The following is a 20,090-nucleotide window of genomic DNA, read 5'->3' as shown; positions in this document are numbered from 1 at the left end:
GAGGCAGGGCCGTTAAGTTCTAGCAAATTCTCCCCTTGAGGGGAGCGCAGAGGGGTGTTTGTATTAGCGGGTGAATTTAAAACTGGCTAACAATTGGCTTTTTGGTCCTGAATAACACCCCTATAATCCCCTCAAGGGGATAGTTCTCGGCAGAACTTAACGGCCCTGCTCCCGATAGGGGACTTTCTGCTATAGTTATAGTTTTATCTATAGTTCTATAGTTGAGAATCAAACCCTCTAACTCCCCAGTGTTAGCGGGAAGGTTTCCAGACCTCCGAGCGTGCTTGCCACCTCGGAGCGTCTTATCTCGTCCTGATAAACTATAGCTAACAAGCTTTTCCTTAAACTACCGCTACTTTACTAACCCCACCTGCTAATTTCTGAATTTTGATCTGGGTGCTGATGCGTTCTTTCAGGGCCTCTACGTGCGAGATAATACCAATCATTTTGCCACTGGCCTGCAGATTTTCTAAGGTAGAGATAGCGGAATCGAGGGTGTCCGCATCGAGCGTACCAAAACCTTCATCTATAAACAGCGAATTGATTTGCGTGCGTCGGCCAGCCAGGTCTGATAAGCCCAGGGCAAGCGCTAAACTTACCAGGAAACTTTCGCCTCCGGAGAGCGTGTTCATCGGGCGGATGGCTTCGGCCTGGTAGGTGTCCACTATAAGCAGTTCCAGGTCTTCGGCCGCTGATTTCTGAATTCTGTAGCGGTCGTTTAGTTTTAGGAGGTGGCGGTTGGCAAGTTCTACTAACCTGGCTAAGGTCAGGCCCTGTGCAAATTTACTGAACTTGTTACCATCAGCCGAGCCGATCAGGTCAGCAAGCTGGTTCCAGCGGTTGCATTCGTGTTGCTGTGTTTGCAGTTGCGAAGCCAGTTCCAGGTTCTTTTCGCGTTGCTGTTTGTCCTGTTCCAGCAGTTGCTCCAGGCGGGCTTTTTGGGCTATTAAGTTACGATGCTCTTCTGCTTTGGAAGTAAGCTGCTGCTGCAGTGTTTCTATTGTTTCGGTGGTCAGGTTTTTGGCCTCTGCCTGCGCCAGGTCGTGCTGCACATCGCTCAACGATTTGCGCAGCTCGGTCAGGTGCTTTTCGGTCTGGGCTTTCAGGTTTGCCAGGCGGTCGGCTTCGTCGCGTTCCAGCAGCATCTGGCTTAGCGCTTCTATCGTTTCAATTCCTTTCTGTTGCAGTACATGTAACAGGCCATCGCGCAGGGCATCCAACTCCGACTTTTTGCTGGTGTGTGTGTTGGTATATTCTTGCTGGCGCTGGCGTTGCTCCTGTAGTACCTGTTGCTTTTGCTGTTGGGCAGCGCGGGCTTCTTCGGCCTGTTTTGCCCGTAGGCTCAGTTCGTGTTGGGCGGCGCGGCGCTCCTGCTGTGCATCTTTCTCCCCGAAAAGTTGGCTGCGTTCCGATTTCAGTTCTGTCAGGTGCAAATGTGCCTGCTCCAGGGCTGTTTTCTTATCCTTTAGTGCGTTTTCTTTTTCTGTTACTTTCTCTTTAAGGTTATGTACCTGCTCCTGTAACTGCACAAATGGCTCGCGCAGGGCTTCAAATTCGTCGTGTTGTTGCTGATAATTAGTGGCCTGTGTTTCGAGGTGTTGCAGTAAACTATGGCGCTGTTCCGAACTATAGGTTAAACTATAGTTTGCCGCAAAAGACTGTGCCGTCTCCGTGAAAACCTGGTGCTGTTCCTGCAGGTCCTGTAGTTGTGTACTGTAGCGCTGCAACTGCGCTTTCAGCATTTCTTCTGACTGCTGTAGTTTGCTGCTTTCGGCATTGGCTTGTAGTTGCTGCTCGCGGAGCTGCTGTAAATCTGCGTTTATAGTTTCAATTTCGCGACTTGTAGTGCGGGCATTTTGCAAGGTTTGGTTCAGGTTGCCCAGGGCCTCGTGCTGTGCCTTTAGTTGCTGCTGCAGTTGGGCTGTTTCGGTAATGGCTATTGTAATGCCCTCGCTTTGCTGCTGGTAGGTTTGCAGTAGTTGCGCAAGCTCTGTTTCGGTTTCGGTTTTAGATGTAGCGGCACTTTGCTGCTGGTTATGAAGCGTGTTAAGGTGTAGTTGCAGGCCGTTTATAGTTGCCTCAAGCTCCTTAACCAAAGTTTGTTGCGCATCGCGTCGCTGCTCTTCCTCTGTCAGGGTGCTGGTGTAATTGCCTTCTACGAACGGGTGGTGTTCGGAGCCGCACAGCGGGCAGGGTTGTTCCGGCTGCAAGGCGTGGCGGTGCTGTTCCAGTTCCTGTATGCGTTGCTGCAGGGCTACCAGCTTTTGCAGGTCCTGGAGCCGTTCGGTGGCCGTTTTATAGTTTGATGTGGTAGCCTGGAGCTCTTCTTTTTTAGTACCTATCGTTTGTTCCAACTGAAGTAGCTGACTTGCTAACTGTGCTGCCTTTTGCTGTTGTAAACTATAGTTATTTGATAACTCAACCAAACGCCCGAAACGTGCCAGTAACAGCGGTTGCTCCTGGGCCAGTTTTTCCAGCTCATCCATACTTTTAGTGGCAAGTATAGTTTGCAACTGGGTTAGCTTTTCCTGTTTGCGGGCATCTAAGGCCTGCTGTTTTTGTAACTGCGTTTGTTGCCCCGAAACTATAGCTGTCAACCGATTGGCTTCCGATTGCAGTTGTAGCTGTATGGTTTGTTGCTCTTTTTGGAGGGTGGCTATGCTGCGTTCGGTTTCTGAAAGGTCTTTTATAGCCTGCCGAAACTCATGCAGGTTACTGCGCATCTCCTGCAGCTTCTGGTTCTCCCGGAGCCATTTTTTCAGGGCAGTGGCTTTTTGGGTTATGGTTGCCAACTCTGCGTCCTTTGCTTCCAGGGTTATTTTTTCCTGTTTCAGCAAAGCCTCAAACTGCAGGTATGCTTCCTTGTCTGTTTTAAACTGGTTGCGGATGGTATTCAGCTGATGATCCAGTTCCTGTACTTGTTGCAACAATGGCTCCAGTTGCTGCAAAGCTTCTTCCTGTTGCTGGTGTGCCTTACCGGACGCAAGTGCTATTTGGCCGGCATGTTCCAGTTCTGCTTCCAGTACAGGTAATTGTTTTTCGAGGGTTAACAGTTGGGCCTGTACTTCGGTCAGGTGGCCGTTGGCGAGTTTTATTTGCGTGAGTTCGCTTACAAACTGGTTGGCTTGCTCGTGTTGCTGTAGTTTTACGAAATCAGGTTGCAGGGTAGCCAGTTTCTCTTCCTGCGCTTGCAAAGTAAGTTTGTAGTCTGCGGCACGCTGGCGAAGTTGCTGTAGTTGCAGCAGCCACTGGCGTTTTTCCTGTAGTTGGCTGGTAGCTTGTGTAAGTATAGTTTCGGTTTCGGTAAGCTCAGCTATAGTTGCTTCGTAAGCCTGGCGCTGTTCCTCGGGTAATAGTTTGCTATCCTGTAGTTTGCGTTCCAGTTCCTCCTTTTTCAGGCGCTCGGTCTTTGCTTTTTCGAAGGCGGATTTCGAGATGTCGGAATAAATGCCTGTGTCCGTTATCTTCTCTAGTAAGCTGCTGCGCTCATTTGGGTTAGCCTTTAAAAAGCGGGCGAAATCACCTTGAGACAGCATGACGGAACGCAAAAACTGGCTATAATCTAAGCCAGAAATCTCAGCAACTTTATCCGGTACCTGGCTTGGTTTCAGGTCGAACGGTTTTTCATCTTCCAGGTCGCATAGTTCCATGTGCACGGCCTGTATCTTGCCATCCAGTTTGCCCCGGCTTCTTCTGATCTGCCATTTGCTGCGGTAGCGTTTGCCATTTGCTTCAAACTCCACTTCCGAGGTGCTCTCCGTAGTATGGCGCGTCATCAGGTCGAGAGGTTTATCGTTGTTATGGCGGTGCACCATGCCGTAAAGCCCCACCGTTATCGCATCCAGAATAGTGGTTTTTCCGGCTCCTGTAGGTCCGGTAATCGCAAATAATCCAGCATCAACCAAGGGACTCTGGTCGAAACGGATCTCATGCTCACCTTTCAGCGAGTTCAGGTTCTGGAAACGGACGGACAGGATTTTCATGACGGGGTGATATTGCTTACTTTACTTGGAACTATACTTTGTAACTGGCAAGACGCTCGTAGGAACTGCGCACGCTACGAGGTCTGGTGCATTTAAAGAAGCAGAGGATTCTGTCTCCACAATTCTTAAACTCTCAAACTCTTAACCTCTTTAACTCTCAAATGCTTCCTGCCGCATCAATTCCAGCAGCTCACTAAAGCTGGCAATTAGCTCAGAATGATCAGATTCAGGAAAAGCACTTTGGCAGCGTTTCAGGAAAACCTCGTTCTCTTTTAGTGTATGCAGGTCGGCTTCTTCCGGTGTCTGTTGCTCTAATGTCTGGCGCTCTCTTTTAATGATCGGCGGACGGTGAATGAGCAGGTGCAGTTCGTCTTGTTTGCGTTGTAAGATTTCTTCCAGTTGCTGGTTCAGGTCGGGCAGGGGAGCGTTGAGTTCCAGTTGTATCTCGGCCCAGGCTGGCAAACTATAGCTGCTGTTATCATACACCTCTATCTGCTGTTTTACTTTGTCCAGGTCGCCTTTAAAGCGCACCAATTTACGGCAAACCGGAATATCCAGCTCACGCAAATTTGCCAGTTTACCAGCTTCAAAATCAAGTATAAAAACAACTTTGTTGTCGTTTACTTCGCTAAAGCTAAGCGGAATAGGCGAGCCGGAATAACGGATGTGGTGCGTGTTGTTTACCTGCTGTGGTCGGTGCAAATGGCCCAGGGCTACATAATCAAACTCTTTCGGAAACTGGTCGGCCCCGATCTGGCCCAGGTTACCCACATGTATCTCTTTTTCGCTTTCGGAAGCAGTACCGCCGGCTGCAAACAAATGGCCCATGGCTACTACCGGAATTTGCTGCGCTTTGTACGGCTGCACGTGCGGCACAAACTGGGCATAATGGTCGGCTATGCCTTGTTTTAGGCGCGCTTCGCGCTCTTCGTAGGTTTCGCCGGGTATGGATAGGCGGATGTCGCGGTCGCGGAGGAAAGGAACGGCGCAAACTATAAGTTCGGGTTTTCCTTCTGCATCTTTCAAAACGATGAGTTCATCCAGTGGGTCGGGGGTGGCGCCGCCAATTACCTGTATGTTCATACAGGCCAACAGGTCTTTGGGTGCATTAAGCGTAGACACTGAATCGTGGTTACCACCTATAAACACAATATGGCGGCAGCAGGTGTCACATACTTTCCGCAGGAAATCATAGTATAGTTTAAGGGCGGTGTTGGAGGGTGCGCCGGTATCAAACACATCGCCGGCCATCAGCAACACCTCTATTTGCTCCTGCGCTATAGTCTGCAGCAGCCAGTCCAGAAAGTGCTGGTGTTCGTCGGTACGCTCGAGGGTAACAAGGCGCTGGCCCAGGTGCCAGTCTGAGGTGTGTAATACGCGCATGATTCTTCTTCTCCTATTCCGAACTCAAGTTACATCAGAATATAGGTATATGGCAACTATTATATAATAAGAATTAGGAAGTTAGCCGTTTGTAAGCCAGACGGGAAGATTATACTTTTCTGAAACTATAGTTCAGGCCAGGAGCCATCGCAGCGCTTCTTCGTTGTCTGTAAAGCTTTTTACATCAAAACGGGTTTTGCCCTGCGCTTCAGCTCTTGAAATAACAGACTCCAGCGCCAGTTTATGAAACACGCTATCGGGCAACACCCTGGCCAGTTTTTTAAGGTTGGTTTGCGATAGCAGTTCGTAAAATTCTGCCGCCATCCAGTCTTTAGGCTTGGGTCCAAGAGCACCAAGCACCTTACCGTTGGCAATAGCCCGTTCTACCTTCGTGTCGCGGAGCGCTTCGTATAGTTTTGTAGCGCCGAAAATTAGTTCATCTTCGGTTACGTGTCGCAGCCATTCAGAGCGCAGCAGGTTACCTTTCAAATCGATTTCGATTTTATAAAAGGCTGATGTATAATACGTAGTGAAAGGCATAGATTTGGTTTCGAACAACACTGGCAGCAACCAGGAGATTAGGTCGTAAAGTTACTTTCAAAAGTAAGCGAAATTTGTTGATTATTAACGTATTGGTATTAGGTTATTTTACTGCAAAAAGATTGCAACTATAGCGCTTAACTACTTTTAACTATCATCCCGGAGTTAAGATCAGAGCTCACTGGTAATACGCAGGTTTTAAATTGTATTTTATGTAGAGTTGAGGTGTTTTTAAAATCCCTTAGGGGAGAGAAATTGCAACTGTAGCACAAGTGCCTTGTTACCGAAATACCCCGAAATTATCATGAACTTTGGATACAGAAACTGCTACTCATACAGAACTACAGTTAAAGGGCAGAAATAATGTCTGCGCCAGGGTTTGCTACAAATCCTTCTCAGGATAGGAGTAATATAGAACAGCGCTAGGTATAGTTTGAGTAGGCCTAATCTGAAACAAATAACATAAAAAAAGCCCACCAAAATGGCGGGCTTTATAGTGTAAATGCCTTAAAATTAGTGTGCTACAGCGGCAAATGAATTGATCGCATCGCTCAGGTCGTAAACCGGTACCGTAAAGCTTTGCTCCAATATACTTTGTCCGGCAGCAGAACGATAACCGGCAGCGCAATGCACCATTACTGGTTTGTCCTGCGGTATTTCGTGCATGCGTTCCCGTAACTCCGGTAACGGTATAGTTACAGCGTTCTGGAATATCTTACCTGCCTTTACTTCGCCGTTGTTACGGATGTCAACTATGGTGTACTTTCCCGGGTTGTTAGTGAAGTCTGCGAGGTTAGTTGGCTGGCTCTTTTCCGGAAGTATAGCCGGTGTTAGCAAGGCTCCTTTTATGTTACCTTCATACCCAATTTTAGCCGATTTGCGAATTACCGAGTTTAATACGGCTTCGTTCTCAGCAATCAGGTAAAACGTTTCGCCGGGGCCAACTATAGAACCCAGCCAGGTCTCAAATTTGCCGCCTTCCTGTATGTTTATGCTGTTTGGCAAATGGCCTTGCTTATACTGTGCCTGCGGACGGGTGTCAACTATAAGTATGCCTTCTTCCAGGGTTGCGTCTGGTGCCAGGCGAGGTACCGCTTTTATACTTTCCTCAAAACTTGTAGCGCCTGCTTTGTTCATGCTTACATCGTGGCCAAAATACTTCGGTATAAAGGGCTGGTCTTCGAGCAGGGTTTTAATGAAATCGCCTTCGCTCATATCCTGCAACGCATAGTTGGTGCTTTTTTCGCGGCCTATAGTTGAGAACGTGTCGGGGCTCAGGTTTTTACCGCAAAGCGAGCCGGCCCCGTGGGCAGGGTAAACCAGCACTTCTTCGTTCAGTTTCTTGAAAACGTTGTTGGTGGTGTGGTACATCTGGCGGGCCAGTTCTTCGCGCTTGGCTGTCATGTTGCCTACGTTTTCGCGCAGGTCGGGGCGGCCAACGTCACCTACAAACAGGGCATCTCCGGTAAAGGCTGCGTGTTGTTTACCTTGCTCATCCAGCAAAAGTATCGTTACCGAGTCAGGGGAGTGGCCAGGCGTGTTAAGGGCGCGCAGGGTAAGTTTGCCCAGTTTTAGTTCGTCGCCATCATCAAAAGACTGGTGCTCGTAGTCAGCGCCCAATAATTTGCTTACATAAATGGTAGCGCCGGTTTTTTTAGCGATCTCTACATGCGAGCTAACAAAGTCGGCGTGCGGGTGTGTCTCAAAAACGGCAACTATAGCGGCGTTGTGTTCTTTTGCAAAATCGTAGTAAGGCTGCGGATCGCGTGCTGGGTCTACAAGCGCTATTTTGCCTTCGCTAAGTATAGCATAGCTGGCATGGGCCAATCCTTTATCGTAGAATTGCTCGATCTTCATAAAAGTTGGGGTAATGTGGTTGATACTATAGTTAAGCAGCGGCTGATACGTGTTACTCTTTGGTTGGTAAGCCGGCACTTTTCAGGCCCTGGTAACCACCAATATTGTACACGTTCTTAAATCCGGCTTCGTGCATCAGTTTTGCTGCTTTTCCGCTTCGGTTGCCACTTGCGCAGTAAAGATAATAGGTCTTTTCTTTATCCCAGCCTTTTATGCTTTCGGCAAAGGTACCATCCAGAAAATTTGAGTTGGAAGCTTCGGTGAGGTGGCCGGCCGCAAACTCTTCGGGGGTGCGTACATCAACCAGTACGCCTTCTTTGCTTGCTTTCTCTTTATACTCGGTAGGAGTCAGGGTTTTAACGGCAGTGCCTTGCTCTTGTGGCTGTGCGCAGCTAAAAAATCCGGCTAAAGTTATGGCGATGATGGTTTTCATATGTTTTACAAGTTTCGTTTAAAATTGATACTATAAAGATACCGATTGTCGCTCTAAAATGCTCTACACCAAACTATAATTTACCCCATCGGGTTGGTTGCCAGAGCTGCGTTGTTAAAAGGTTTTGCATCCGTTTATGCAATCCAGAATGTTTGTAATGGTGGCATCTGTCAGGAAATAAAAAACGTTTTTGCCTTCGCGTTTGGTATCCAGCACGCCTTTGTCGCGCATATTAGTCAGGTGGTGCGATAGCAGCGATTGCTCGATGTGGAGCACCTGCTGCAGTTCGCTTACCGTAAGGCGCTCGCGCTGCTCCAGCAGGTCAATAATGCTGATGCGTATCGGGTGCGCGACACTTTTAAGTACATAAGCTGCACGTTCCAACTTCTTTTGGTCCAACCTTATCTGTAAGCTATTCATTAAATTCCCCTTTCGTAAAATTGATTACATGAACATATCTTCATGCATAAAAACAGTACAATTTTTTAAAGGATCGAGTTCCGGAAACAGGTAAGTTTAGGACGGAAAATTTAGAGCAGGTACAGAATAGCCAGCAGCGAAAGTATAGCCACCAGCAGCCACAACAGCAAGCCCAGCCAGAACGGGCGAGCACTAATGGTACGCAAGGTTTCTATATTAACATTTACCCCAATGAGGAACAGGCTGAGTACCAGTAATTTTTTGGCTATAGTTACAAGCACCGGGGCTATAGTTGCTACAGGCGGTACAAAGGTATAAATTACAGATGCCAGCAGGAAAAGCGGGATAAATAAGGGAAGTTTTAATTTGGTTTCTTTGGATTTGAACAGGAAAGCCGACAGCAATACGATAGGCACGATCCAGAGGGCGCGGGTAAGTTTCAGGGTGGTAGCGATCTGTAGGGCTTCGTTGCCAAATTTGCTGGCTGCCCCAACTACCGAACTCGTATCGTGGATGGCAATGGCGGCCCACACCCCAAATTGCTGCTGCGTTAAGCCCAGCCAGTGCCCGGCCACCGGAAAAACAAATAGCGCTACGGCATTCAATATAAACACGATAGCCAGCGACACTGAAATTTCCTGGGCATTGGCTTTTATAGTTGGCGCCACCGCTGCAATGGCACTTCCGCCGCAAATAGCCGTACCAACCCCAACCAAATGCGATAGTTTTGGTGCAATATTCAAGAACCTGCCCAGTAAAAAACCAAGTGCCAGTGTTACTGCCAGCGAAGTAGCAGTGTAAACTATACCTGTAAGACCGGTTTCGCGAACCTGATATAAATTAATGCCAAAGCCCAGCCCCACAACAGCTACCTGCAGCGCGTATTTAGCAGCTATAGTTGTAATTTTCTGCCACGGATTACCCAGCAACAAGCCAACTATAAGCCCGGCCAGCAATGCCAGCGGCGCCGAGAAACCCGGTATAAAAAGTATAGCCAGCACCAACCCGGCAATAAGGATCTTTTGAAGAAGCGGAAGTTCGTTTAAAAGAGGGAGGCGCATTATAGTTTGTCTAGTAGCTATGGCTACAAAGGTATACTTTCCGGGGTAGTTCTAAAATGCTTCGCCTAATACTACAAAGAAGTTTATACCTTCCCTGCCATAGCCTGCATCTACGCGTATGTTTATTTTCTCTTCCGGGTTCAGGGCAAAGCGCAGGCCAGTGCCTACCGTATACTTCAGTTTGTTCAGGGCCAGGTCGCTGGTTTCATTAAACACATCGCCTATACCTGTAAATGCAGCCATGCCCAACCGTCCTTTTATCGGGAACCGGTACTCTACCTGGGTGGCTATTGTGTTGCGGGCCAGGTAACGGCTACGGGCATATCCGCGCAGCAGTTTGTCGCCACCTATAGTTGCCATGCGCATAAAAGGTACCTGTTGCGAGTTTAAGGTAAGCACCGTGTTGGTAGCAAAAATAAGCTTAGGCTTTAGCTGGAAATACTTACTGAAGTTCAGGTTATAGTTGCTGTAATCAAAATCGCCGCCAAGGTAGCTGCCAAATTTATACCCCGAAACTTCCAGGTACATGCCGCTGCTGGCATACGATACATTGTCCCGGCTATCCAGAAGAAAAATAAACCCGAGGCCGTTATTTATGCCGCCGTTGTTCCCGGCTACGCCTTCCAGTTGGTTTGGTCTGCCTTCCGCTACCGGGTGGTTTTTATGGTTATAGTATTTGGTAAGTTGCAGGTCGGGGCCCAGAAAAGTATGTTGACCTGTGCGCTTCAGTCCGGCCAGTTTGGTTCCGATCAAGTCGTATTCATATTTCTGTTCGTCATCTACAGCGCTGTTATTTCCTAGGCCATAAAAGCGGTCGGTATATACACGGTGGCGCAGTTCGCCGCGCAGCAGGTACTTCTCCTCACGGGTAAAAACATTCCACTCCAGCCACTGGTCCATCTGCTTGTTCAGGGTATAATCAGCTATCAGTTTTATAGTTGAAAGACGGGTATAGCTGCTGTCTGTAGTGTTTTGCAGTTTAAAGAAACCGATCAGCGCGGCGCCAAAGCCCAGCCGGGTATCGGGGGTATAGTATAGCACTGGTATGGGAATAAGGCCCCTGGTTTTCTCCTTGGTAACTGTGTTGGTTGTATCAGGGGTTTGTGCAGCAGCAGGCAGTTTTGCCAGTGTCAGCATCAGGGTAAGCAGCAACAGCGTGCAGCGGCGCATAGGGCTATAGTTTACGTGTCTGCCTTTCAGTATGTGCAAAGGCGTTGATAGGGTTAATTTAAAATCAAAAGTAGATAAATTTCAGTTGTTGTCAAGGCTATATTTTTAACTATAAAATCGAAGTTTTAACAGCAGTATTTGTTATATTTGGTTAATCTAAACTAACCGAAAACCTATTCGCTCACTTTTACTTTAATCCATGAAGAAAATCTTAACCATTGCAGCCTGCCTGGCTTTAGGAGCGGGCAGCGCGATGGCGCAGGAGACCTTTCCGCGCAACGGCGTTTACGACCAGCGTCCCGGTCTGGTCGCGCTAACCAACGCCACCATCCACACCGACTATAAAACCACCCTCAACAATGCCACACTCCTTATCCGGAACGGCAAAGTAGAGGCTGTTGGCGCTAATGTAAAAGTGCCGGCAGGTGCTATAGTTGTCGATGCAAAAGGCAAGCACATTTACCCTGGCTTCGTGGATATGTACACAAGCTATGGTTTGCCCGAGGTAAAACGTGCACCACGCAACTGGGGCTCTCCACCACAAATGGAGTCTACCAAGCAGGGAGCGTATAGCTGGAACCAGGCCATCCGCCCGGAAACCAATGCAGTAGAACTTTTTAAAGCAGATAAAAAACAGGCCGATGAACTGCGCAAGCAAGGTTTCGGAACGGTGCTGGCTGTGCACCGCGACGGTATAGCGCGTGGTACGGCCGCCCTCGTAACACTGGCTGACAAGCGCGAAAATGAAGTAATTGTACTGGATAAAGCTGCCGGAGCGTTATCATTTGATAAAGGGTCTTCGCCACAGGATTATCCTAGTTCTATGATGGGTTCGGTGGCTCTGCTGCGCCAGACCTATTTTGATGCGCAGTGGAATGCCAAAAACCCGGGCCGTGAGCAAAATATCTCGCTGAAAGCTTTTACCGATGCCAATAAATTTCCGCAGATATTTGAAGCAGATGATAAACTAGGTGTATTGCGTGCCGATAAAGTAGGCGATGAATTCAAGACGCAGTACATCATCAAAACCAACGGCGACGAGTACCAGATGCTGCCGGAAGTAAAAGCAACCAAAGCACCCCTTATAGTTTCAGTTAATTACCCGGATGCTTATAACGTAGAAGATCCGTTCGATGCCCGCCGTGTATCGCTGGAAGACATGAAGCACTGGGAAATGGCGCCTGCCAACGCTGGTATACTTGCCAACGCAGGTGTTACATTCGCCTTCACCGCATCAGACCTGAAAGATAAGAAAGACTTTTTGCCGAATGTGCGCAAAGCCATAAAGTATGGCCTGTCTGAAGAAGAAGCCCTGAAAGCCTTGACTGCTACTCCTGCTAAATTACTAAATGCTGATAAGTTGGTGGGTAGCCTGAACGAAGGGATGCTGGCTAACTTCATCATCACGTCTGATAACCTGTTCGCTAACGACAACATTATTTTAGAAAACTGGGTGCAGGGCGACCGCTACAAGATAACAGAAGTACCATCTGACTACAGAGGCATTTATACCTTGAAGATCGGTAACAACACTTCTAAAAAGTTAAAAATTGCTGGTACTCCTGATAAACCGGAGCTTTCTGTTATTGGTCAGGATACGGTAAATGGTAAAATCACTTACAGTGGCAACCTGGTAACTTTATCGTTTACGGACAGCAAAAAGAGCAAAGAAACCATTCGCCTGAGCGGCTGGCTGGCTGACAAAAACCTACAGGGCGAAGGGCAGTTACCGGATGCTAGCTCGGTTAAATGGTCGGCTACGTTCTCAGAGGCTATGACCCAGCAGGACAAAAAAGATACGGCCAAGAAAGCGGAGAAAGTAGAAGTAGGCCAACTGATCTATCCGTTCCGTGCCTATGGCGCTGCCGAACTGCCAAAACAGGAAGCTGTCCTTATCAAAAATGCCACCGTCTGGACAAACGAGAAAGATGGCAAACTGGAAAATGCGGATGTGCTACTCAAGAACGGTAAAATTGCCAAAGTTGGTAAGAACCTGAGCGAGTCTGGTGCTAAAGTTATTGATGGTACTGGCAAACACGTGACACCGGGTATCATTGACGAACACTCACACATTGCCCTGAACGGGGTGAACGAAGGCAGCCAGTCTGTAACCGCCGAAGTGCGCATGCAGGATGTGGTAAACTCCGATGATATTAACATTTACCGTCAGCTGGCGGGTGGTGTTACTACTTCGCAGCTACTGCATGGCTCTGCCAACCCAATTGGTGGTCAGTCGGCTATTATCAAGCTGCGTTGGGGCAAAAGTCCGCAGGACTTGCTGGTGGATGGTGCTGATGGCTTCATCAAATTTGCATTGGGCGAGAACGTGAAACAATCGAACCGCAACAATGCCAGCGAACGCTTCCCGCAATCCAGAATGGGAGTGGAGCAAGTATATGTAGATGCCTTTACACGTGCTAAAGAGTATGAGCAGGCCTGGAAGAACTATAACAAACTATCTAAAAAGCAGCAGGCTAAAACAGCAGCACCGCGCCGCGACCTGGAACTGGATGCACTGGTAGAGATCCTGAACGACAAGCGCTTTATTACCTGCCACTCTTACGTGCAGTCGGAGATAAACATGCTGATAAAAGTAGCGGATGAAATGGGCTTTAAGGTGAATACCTTTACGCACATTCTGGAGGGCTACAAAGTGGCCGATAAAATGAAAGCGCATGGGGCAGGTGGCTCTACGTTCGCTGACTGGTGGGCTTACAAAATGGAAGTAAAAGATGCTATTCCGCAAAACGCAGGCATCATGAACCAACTGGGTATAGTTACAGCCATTAACTCTGACGATGCGGAGATGGCCCGCCGCCTGAACCAGGAAGCTGCCAAAAGTGTGAAGTATACCGGCATGAGCGAAGAAGAAGCCCTGAAAATGGTAACCCTTAACCCAGCCAAACTGCTGCACCTGGATGATAGAATAGGAAGCCTTAAAGCCGGTAAAGATGCCGATGTAGTACTCTGGAACAACCACCCGCTTTCTATCTATGCGCACCCTGAAAAGACCTTTGTAGACGGTATAGCCTATTACGATGCTGAGCGCGATGCACAATTGCAGCAGGACATGGAAAAAGAGCGCATGCGCCTGATCCAGAAAATGCTGACTGCCAAAGCAGGCGGTGCAAAAACACAGGCTCCGACCAACAGAAAAGCAAGCGTAATGCATTGCGAAGATGTAGAGCACAGCGAGGAAGAAAGCTACATTGCTTACTAAGTATAAAATTGTTAAATGGCTAAATTGCTGTAGGTTAAAAAGTTGAGTTTATAGTTTTTAAGATCAACTCGTTAACAATGCGGCAATGCAACAATTAAAATCATGAAAATCAATAAAAGATATATATCCGCTTTTGCAGCTTTATTGCTGAGCACTGCTGCATTTGCACAGGTGCCGGCTCCGGCTGCCAAGCAAAGCAAACCTGTATTGCTGAAAGGTGCTACCCTGCATGTAGGCAATGGCACGGTGGTAGAGAATGCTGCTGTTGGGTTTGATAATGGTAAGATTACTTATGCCGGTCCGCAGAGCGGCGCTAACCTGAGTGGTTACGAGGTTGTAGATGTAACGGGGCAGCACATTTACCCTGGCCTGATACAGCCAAATGCCAGCCTTGGCTTAAATGAGATCGAAAGTGTGCGGGCAACTATAGACTGGCGCGAAGTAGGCGATCTTAACCCCAATGTGCGCTCGGTGGTAGCTTATAACACAGATTCTGATATTATACCAACAGTGCGTGCAAACGGCGTACTGATGACGCAGGTTGCCCCGATTGGTGGCACAATTGCGGGTTCATCATCAGTGGTACAACTGGATGCCTGGAACTGGGAAGACGCTGTGGTAAAAGCAGATGAAGGCATACACATGAATTGGCCTGCCATGCTGGTACCAACCGGCAACAGGCAGCAGGATGAGCGCCTAAACCGCATGAAAGAACAACGTGAGCAAACCCTCCGGGAGCTTAGCCAATTGTTGAGCGATGCGGCTGTTTTTAAAGCGGGTAAGAACGATGCCGAAAACCTTAAACTTAGCGCGATGGCTGGTCTGTTTGATGGTTCCAAGAAGCTATACATCCATACCAACTATGGAAAAGAGATCATCGAGTCGGTGAATTTTGTGAAGCAGTTTGGTATAAAGAACATCGTTATAGTTGGAGCAGGCGATGCGCTTGCCGTAGCTGATTTCCTGAAAGCCAATAACATCCCGGTGATCTATTCTGGCGTGCATGCATTGCCATCCCGTGCCGAAGAAGATGTGTATAATCCTTACAAAATGCCTTACCTGTTGCACAAAGCCGGTATCCAGTTTGCCCTGGATTACGACCTGAGCATACATGGTATCCGTAACCTGCCTTTTATTGCCGGTACCGCCGCCGCCTTCGGCTTAGATAAAGAGCAGGCGCTGGCATCTGTGTCGTTAAACACGGCTAAGATTTTAGGTATAGATAAGCAGGCTGGTTCTGTAGAAGTTGGCAAAGATGCTACCATCGTTGTATCATCCGGCGACCTACTGGACATGCGCACCAACAACGTTACACAAGCTTTTATTCAAGGCCGCAAAATTGACTTGAATACCAAGCAGAAGTACCTGTATGAGAAGTTTGAGAACAAGTATAAAGCGCAGCAGAAACAAGTACCGACTGGTGCTACCACTTCTGCAGGTAAGTAATTTATACTTTAATTATAGTTTGAAAATAGCTGGCAGTTTTCTGCCAGCTATTTTTGTTTTATAGTTGTTTGTTTAGACCTCGTAGCGTCTGGAGTTCCTACGAGCGTTTGGCTATAGTTTTATATTGCCGTGTTACCTCACCCCAGCCCTCTCCTAAAAACAGGAGAGGGAGCTTTTTTAGCTGCTGCTATAGTTATAGTTTTATAGTTTCCGTGGTCCAACCACCCCCAACCCCTCCTTATCTAAGGCGGGGAGCTTTTTGTCGCTGCTATAGTTGGAGTTATAGTTTTATAGTTACAGACCAAGATCGGACAGGTCGCGACCTGTCCCTACGGAATTACAACCACGATAAATATCGAAGCTTACCGTTTCAAACTATAGCTACAGGTCAATAGTAAAAAGATCACAGTCTTTGGGTTGAGTGCCTTGTAGATTTCTGGTGGCGCAGCCATTTCGAGGGACGAGAAAAAGAAATGTACACCGCGCGATGCCCAAAGACGGGGCCTCCCGGCCGTGAGGGCACCAAAGCTAGAGATGAAACGATAGGTCACTAAAGCTCCCAGGAATAACAGTAGTTTGAAAGGATAGCTTGATTCAAGGAAGTGTAGACTGCAACTATAGTCTGTAATAGATTTCTCACTTTGTTCGAAATGACGAAATTGAAGAAAGCTTCAACTATAGTAATAAGACGCTAGCAGGAGCTGCGCACGCTGCTAGGTCTATACAATCCTGAAAATCCTGATTCAGCCGAAACAACTACTTACCTACTGCTTCCTCTATACTTCTAAGTATAACTTCGCAGGCTTCTTCAATCTGGGTTTCGGTTATAGTTAGCGGAGGGGCGATGCGCATGGAGTTGTCGCAGAACAGGAACCAGTCGGTGAGGACGCCATTAAGAATAGCCTGGTCAATTACAGCTTTCAGCACGTCAAAGGACTCAAATTCGGCAGCCATCATCAAACCGCAGTTGCGAATTTCTTTAATGCGCGGATGTACTAACAGCTTTTTGAACAGCTCAGCTTTGGTAGCAACACCGTCTAAAAGATTTTCCTGTTGTATGGTTTGCAGGGTAGCCAGCGAGGCAGCGCACGAAACCGGATGACCGCCAAACGTAGTGCAATGGCCAAGTATAGGATCAGTTTTGAAAGCAGCCATAATCTCCTGCGGCGCAATAAAAGCACCTATCGGCATACCGCCGCCCATGCCTTTGGCACAAAGTAAAATATCCGGCTCAATACCAAACTGCTCAAATGCCCAGAACGTACCGGTACGGCCAAACCCACACTGTATTTCATCCAAAATGAGCAAAGCGCCAACTTCAGTGCAACGGGCACGCAGGTGTTTCAGGTAATCGTTTTCTGGTACGCGCACGCCGGCTTCACCTTGCACGGTTTCCACTATAACAGCAGCCGTTCGGGTAGTAATATGTTGCAGGTCGGGCAGGTGGTTATAGGTTATATGGCGCACATCTGGAAGCAGAGGGCGGAACGCATTCTTAAAACTTTCGCTGCCATTTACTGAAAGCGCGCCTTGCGTAGAACCATGGTACGCATTGCGACACGATATAAGTTCGGTGCGGCCCGTGTAACGTTTAGCCAGTTTCAGGGCGCCTTCCACAGCCTCGGTTCCAGAGTTCAGGAAGTATACATTATTCAATTGCGACGGGAGTGTGTTTGTGAGCGCTTCGGCCAGTTTTGCCTGTGGTGCCTGCACAAACTCACCGTACACCATCAGGTGCATGTACTTGTCCAGTTGCTCTTTTATGGCATTTACAACTCGTGGGTGGCGGTGCCCTACATTGCTCACGCCAATCCCCGAAATCAGGTCCAGGTAGCGCTCACCATTAGCACCATACATATACACACCTTCGGCCTTCTCCACTTCAATCATCAACGGAAAATCGGATGTCTGTGCCTGGTGCTTTAAAAATAACTGCCTCATCGAAATCATAACACAAAGGTAGGCAATTGTTGCCGGATGCTATAGTTTCTGTGGCTTTTCAGGCGGTAAGCTGTAGTTTGGAACGGGTACGGAAGGGCACGGTAGTGGTTGAAAATCAAGACTCTGCAAAACTATAGTTGGCTAATTTTACAGTATCTCTATTCAGAATGGGTTTAATATTTTGGTTACTAAATATTTTAAGAATTTAATACTTGGCCCGATTATAGCTACTGAAATATTATATATTTTTGCTGAATTATTAAACTTTTAGCCGCTATGAAACAGCTTTTTACCCTCTTGCTGCTATTGGGCAGCATAAGCCTGGCTTTTGCTCAAAATAAATACACCATAAGTGGCTATGTGCGCGAAAAAGGCAGCGGCGAGCAACTTATCGGGGTTAGTATTTACCAGCCGGGCACGGTTATCAGTACCAGCACCAATACCTACGGGTTCTATTCGCTAACCCTGCCCGCCACTGACTCCGTTCGGCTTGCTTTTGGCTACCTGGGCTACAAACAGGAGATCCGGACGTTAGTACTGCGCCAGAATACGGCACTCAACATAGACCTGCAACGCCTGGAAACATCTTTAAAAGAGGTAGAAGTAGTGGCCGAGCGGGTAGAAAAAGTTAGCCGCTCGGTAGAGATGAGCAAGATAGTTGTTCCGATAGCGCAGATAAAAAATATACCGATGCTGTTGGGCGAGAAAGATGTAATGAAAGTGTTGCAGCTGATGCCGGGCGTGCAGAAGGGCAGCGAAGGCAACAGCGGCATTTATGTGCGCGGCGGCGGACCAGACCAAAACCTGATTATTCTGGATGATGCCACGGTTTACAATGCCTCACATTTGTTCGGGTTTTTCTCGTTGTTTAACGGCGATGCACTTAAAAGTGTGGAACTGACCAAAGGCGGCTTTCCGGCGCGTTATGGCGGCAGGCTGTCTTCGGTTATCGAACTTAATATGAAAGATGGCAACAAGGAAGAACTGCACGGCGAAGGTGGTATCGGGCTAATATCCTCGAGATTGATGCTGGAAGGGCCGCTTAAAAAAGGAAAGTCGTCGTTTCTGGTTTCGGGGCGCCGGACGTATGCCGATGTACTTGCCCGGCCATTTATGCCAACTGACGGCAAGGCCGGTTACTATTTTTATGACCTGAACACGAAAGTAAACTATGATTTTGGCCGCAAGAACAAACTATACCTGAGCGGCTACTTTGGTCAGGACCGCTTCTTTTACAAAGATGAAGATAAAGAAAGCGAAAGTATGGGCGGCGTACACTGGGGTAACGCCACTGGCACACTGCGCTGGAACCACTTGTTTAACGATCAGCTTTTTTCCAACACATCCCTTATTTTCAGCCGGTACAAATTCAATATATCAGCAGAAGAGAAAGACGCTGAGAATGGCAACTATGAGCTGAATTACTTCTCAGGTATACAGGATGTTTCAATGAAATCTGACCTTGATTTTATGCCAAATCCGGAGCATGCCATCCGGGCTGGTGTGCAGTCTACGTTCCATATGTTTACGCCAAGCGCACTGGTTGTTAAAGACTCTGAAAGGACGGGCTTAAAGAATCATAAGCAAAGTATAAACAGCCTCGAATCATCGGTATATATAGAAGATACTTACAAGCCATCGCCGTTATTCCGGGTAAATGCAGGTTTCAGGTTAAGCCACTTTGCCTCCGAACACAAAAGCTACCTGATGCCTGAGCCCCGCTTATCGGCAGCTTATAACCTGCGCGACGACCTGGCCGTGAAAGCCTCTTATGCCCGCATGAACCAGTATGTGCACCTGATCAGCAACACCGGTATTGGCCTGCCAACCGACCTGTGGGTGCCAACTACAGACCGCATAGTACCACAACGGTCGCAGCAGGTAGCTGTAGGTGTGGCTAAAGATTTTACCCAAAAAGACCTGGCCCTAACGATAGAAGGCTACTATAAAAAGTCGGATAACATAATAGGGTATAAAGAGGGAGCCAGCTTTTTGATGATGGACGACCCGGAAACTGCCGATGAAGTAAGCTGGGAAGATAACATTACGGCCGGGCAGGGCTGGTCTTATGGCCTGGAGTTTTTGCTGCAGAAAAAAGCAGGACGATTCTCGGGTTGGGCAGGTTATACTTTGTCGTGGACGCAGCAACAGTTTGATTCTGTAAACTTTGGCAAAAAATTCTACGCGCGTTATGACCGCCGCCACGACATTTCGTTGGTAGGTATTTATGAGCTGCGCGAGAACATTACCTTGTCTGGTACGTGGGTATACGGCACCGGCAATGCGGTAACTATGCCAACCGGCAGCTATAACGATAGCCCTAACAAACCAAGTAAATACGAAATAGAGTGGTACTCTTACTACAATAACAAAGCCGTGGACTATGGCGAACGCAACAGCTCCCGTATGGCCGCTTACCACCGCATGGACCTGGGCATACAATTCCATAAAAAGAAAAAGTGGGGAGAACGCACCTGGGAAGTAAGCTTTTATAACGCCTACAATCGTAAAAATCCATTCTTTTATTACATAGATGTAGAGTCTACAGAAGGTCAGCAAACGGAAGCAAAACTGAAACAGGTTACGCTTTTCCCGATCATTCCTTCGTTTAGCTACGGTTCCAAATTCTGATCTTT

Annotated in this window: 12 protein-coding genes; 3 read left to right on the top strand and 9 right to left on the bottom strand. The window is 47.8% G+C overall.

Translation table 11 applies throughout. The annotated features are described in order from the left end of the window. Positions 1-341: 341 nt before the first annotated feature. The 8 genes from GWO68_RS12285 to GWO68_RS12250 form a co-directional block, all read right to left on the bottom strand. Complete coding sequence (locus GWO68_RS12285; protein WP_162346750.1) at positions 342-3,983, bottom strand: AAA family ATPase; 3,642 nt, start codon at positions 3,981-3,983, stop codon at positions 342-344. Between the two features lie 150 nt (positions 3,984-4,133). Beyond that, a complete protein-coding gene (locus GWO68_RS12280) occupies positions 4,134-5,366 on the bottom strand; it encodes an exonuclease SbcCD subunit D C-terminal domain-containing protein (RefSeq protein WP_162346749.1) in 1,233 nt (410 codons plus the stop codon). Between the two features lie 132 nt (positions 5,367-5,498). Continuing rightward, on the bottom strand, positions 5,499-5,906 hold the full coding sequence (locus GWO68_RS12275; protein WP_162346748.1) for a hypothetical protein: 408 nt from the start codon (positions 5,904-5,906) through the stop codon (positions 5,499-5,501). Between the two features lie 513 nt (positions 5,907-6,419). Further along, positions 6,420-7,763: a rhodanese-like domain-containing protein gene (locus GWO68_RS12270; protein ID WP_162346747.1), complete on the bottom strand. Its 1,344-nt coding sequence runs from the start codon at positions 7,761-7,763 to the stop codon at positions 6,420-6,422. Between the two features lie 52 nt (positions 7,764-7,815). After that, positions 7,816-8,196 (bottom strand): rhodanese-like domain-containing protein, encoded by a 381-nt coding sequence (locus GWO68_RS12265; protein ID WP_162346746.1) that lies wholly within the window; start codon positions 8,194-8,196, stop codon positions 7,816-7,818. Positions 8,197-8,310: 114 nt separating this feature from the next. After that, the gene (locus GWO68_RS12260; RefSeq protein ID WP_162346745.1) at positions 8,311-8,616 is read right to left on the bottom strand and encodes an ArsR/SmtB family transcription factor; all 306 of its coding nucleotides are present in this window, start codon (positions 8,614-8,616) and stop codon (positions 8,311-8,313) included. 110 nt (positions 8,617-8,726) lie between these two features. Next, a complete protein-coding gene (locus GWO68_RS12255; protein ID WP_162346744.1) occupies positions 8,727-9,677 on the bottom strand; it encodes a YeiH family protein in 951 nt (316 codons plus the stop codon). Positions 9,678-9,728: 51 nt separating this feature from the next. Further along, positions 9,729-10,886: a BamA/TamA family outer membrane protein gene (locus tag GWO68_RS12250; protein ID WP_235942045.1), complete on the bottom strand. Its 1,158-nt coding sequence runs from the start codon at positions 10,884-10,886 to the stop codon at positions 9,729-9,731. Between the two features lie 160 nt (positions 10,887-11,046). Between GWO68_RS12250 and GWO68_RS12245 the strand changes: the two genes are divergently transcribed. Continuing rightward, positions 11,047-14,067: an amidohydrolase family protein gene (locus GWO68_RS12245; RefSeq protein WP_162346743.1), complete on the top strand. Its 3,021-nt coding sequence runs from the start codon at positions 11,047-11,049 to the stop codon at positions 14,065-14,067. 102 nt (positions 14,068-14,169) lie between these two features. After that, on the top strand, positions 14,170-15,513 hold the full coding sequence (locus GWO68_RS12240; protein ID WP_162346742.1) for an amidohydrolase family protein: 1,344 nt from the start codon (positions 14,170-14,172) through the stop codon (positions 15,511-15,513). A 756-nt stretch (positions 15,514-16,269) separates the two neighbouring features. Here GWO68_RS12240 and GWO68_RS12235 read toward each other — a convergent pair. After that, positions 16,270-17,463, bottom strand: a complete 1,194-nt coding sequence (locus GWO68_RS12235; RefSeq protein ID WP_202923746.1) for an aspartate aminotransferase family protein — start codon at positions 17,461-17,463, stop codon at positions 16,270-16,272. Positions 17,464-17,730: 267 nt separating this feature from the next. Between GWO68_RS12235 and GWO68_RS12230 the strand changes: the two genes are divergently transcribed. Further along, positions 17,731-20,085 carry a TonB-dependent receptor gene (locus GWO68_RS12230; protein WP_162346741.1) on the top strand — a complete coding sequence of 785 codons (2,355 nt, stop codon included), beginning with the start codon at positions 17,731-17,733 and terminating at the stop codon, positions 20,083-20,085. The last annotated feature ends 5 nt before the right edge of the window (positions 20,086-20,090 follow it).

The organism is Pontibacter fetidus, assembly GCF_010119545.1.
Lineage (GTDB): Bacteria > Bacteroidota > Bacteroidia > Cytophagales > Hymenobacteraceae > Pontibacter > Pontibacter fetidus.
Note: the sequence above shows the minus strand (reverse complement) of the source record. Positions and strands in the feature narration are given on the sequence as shown.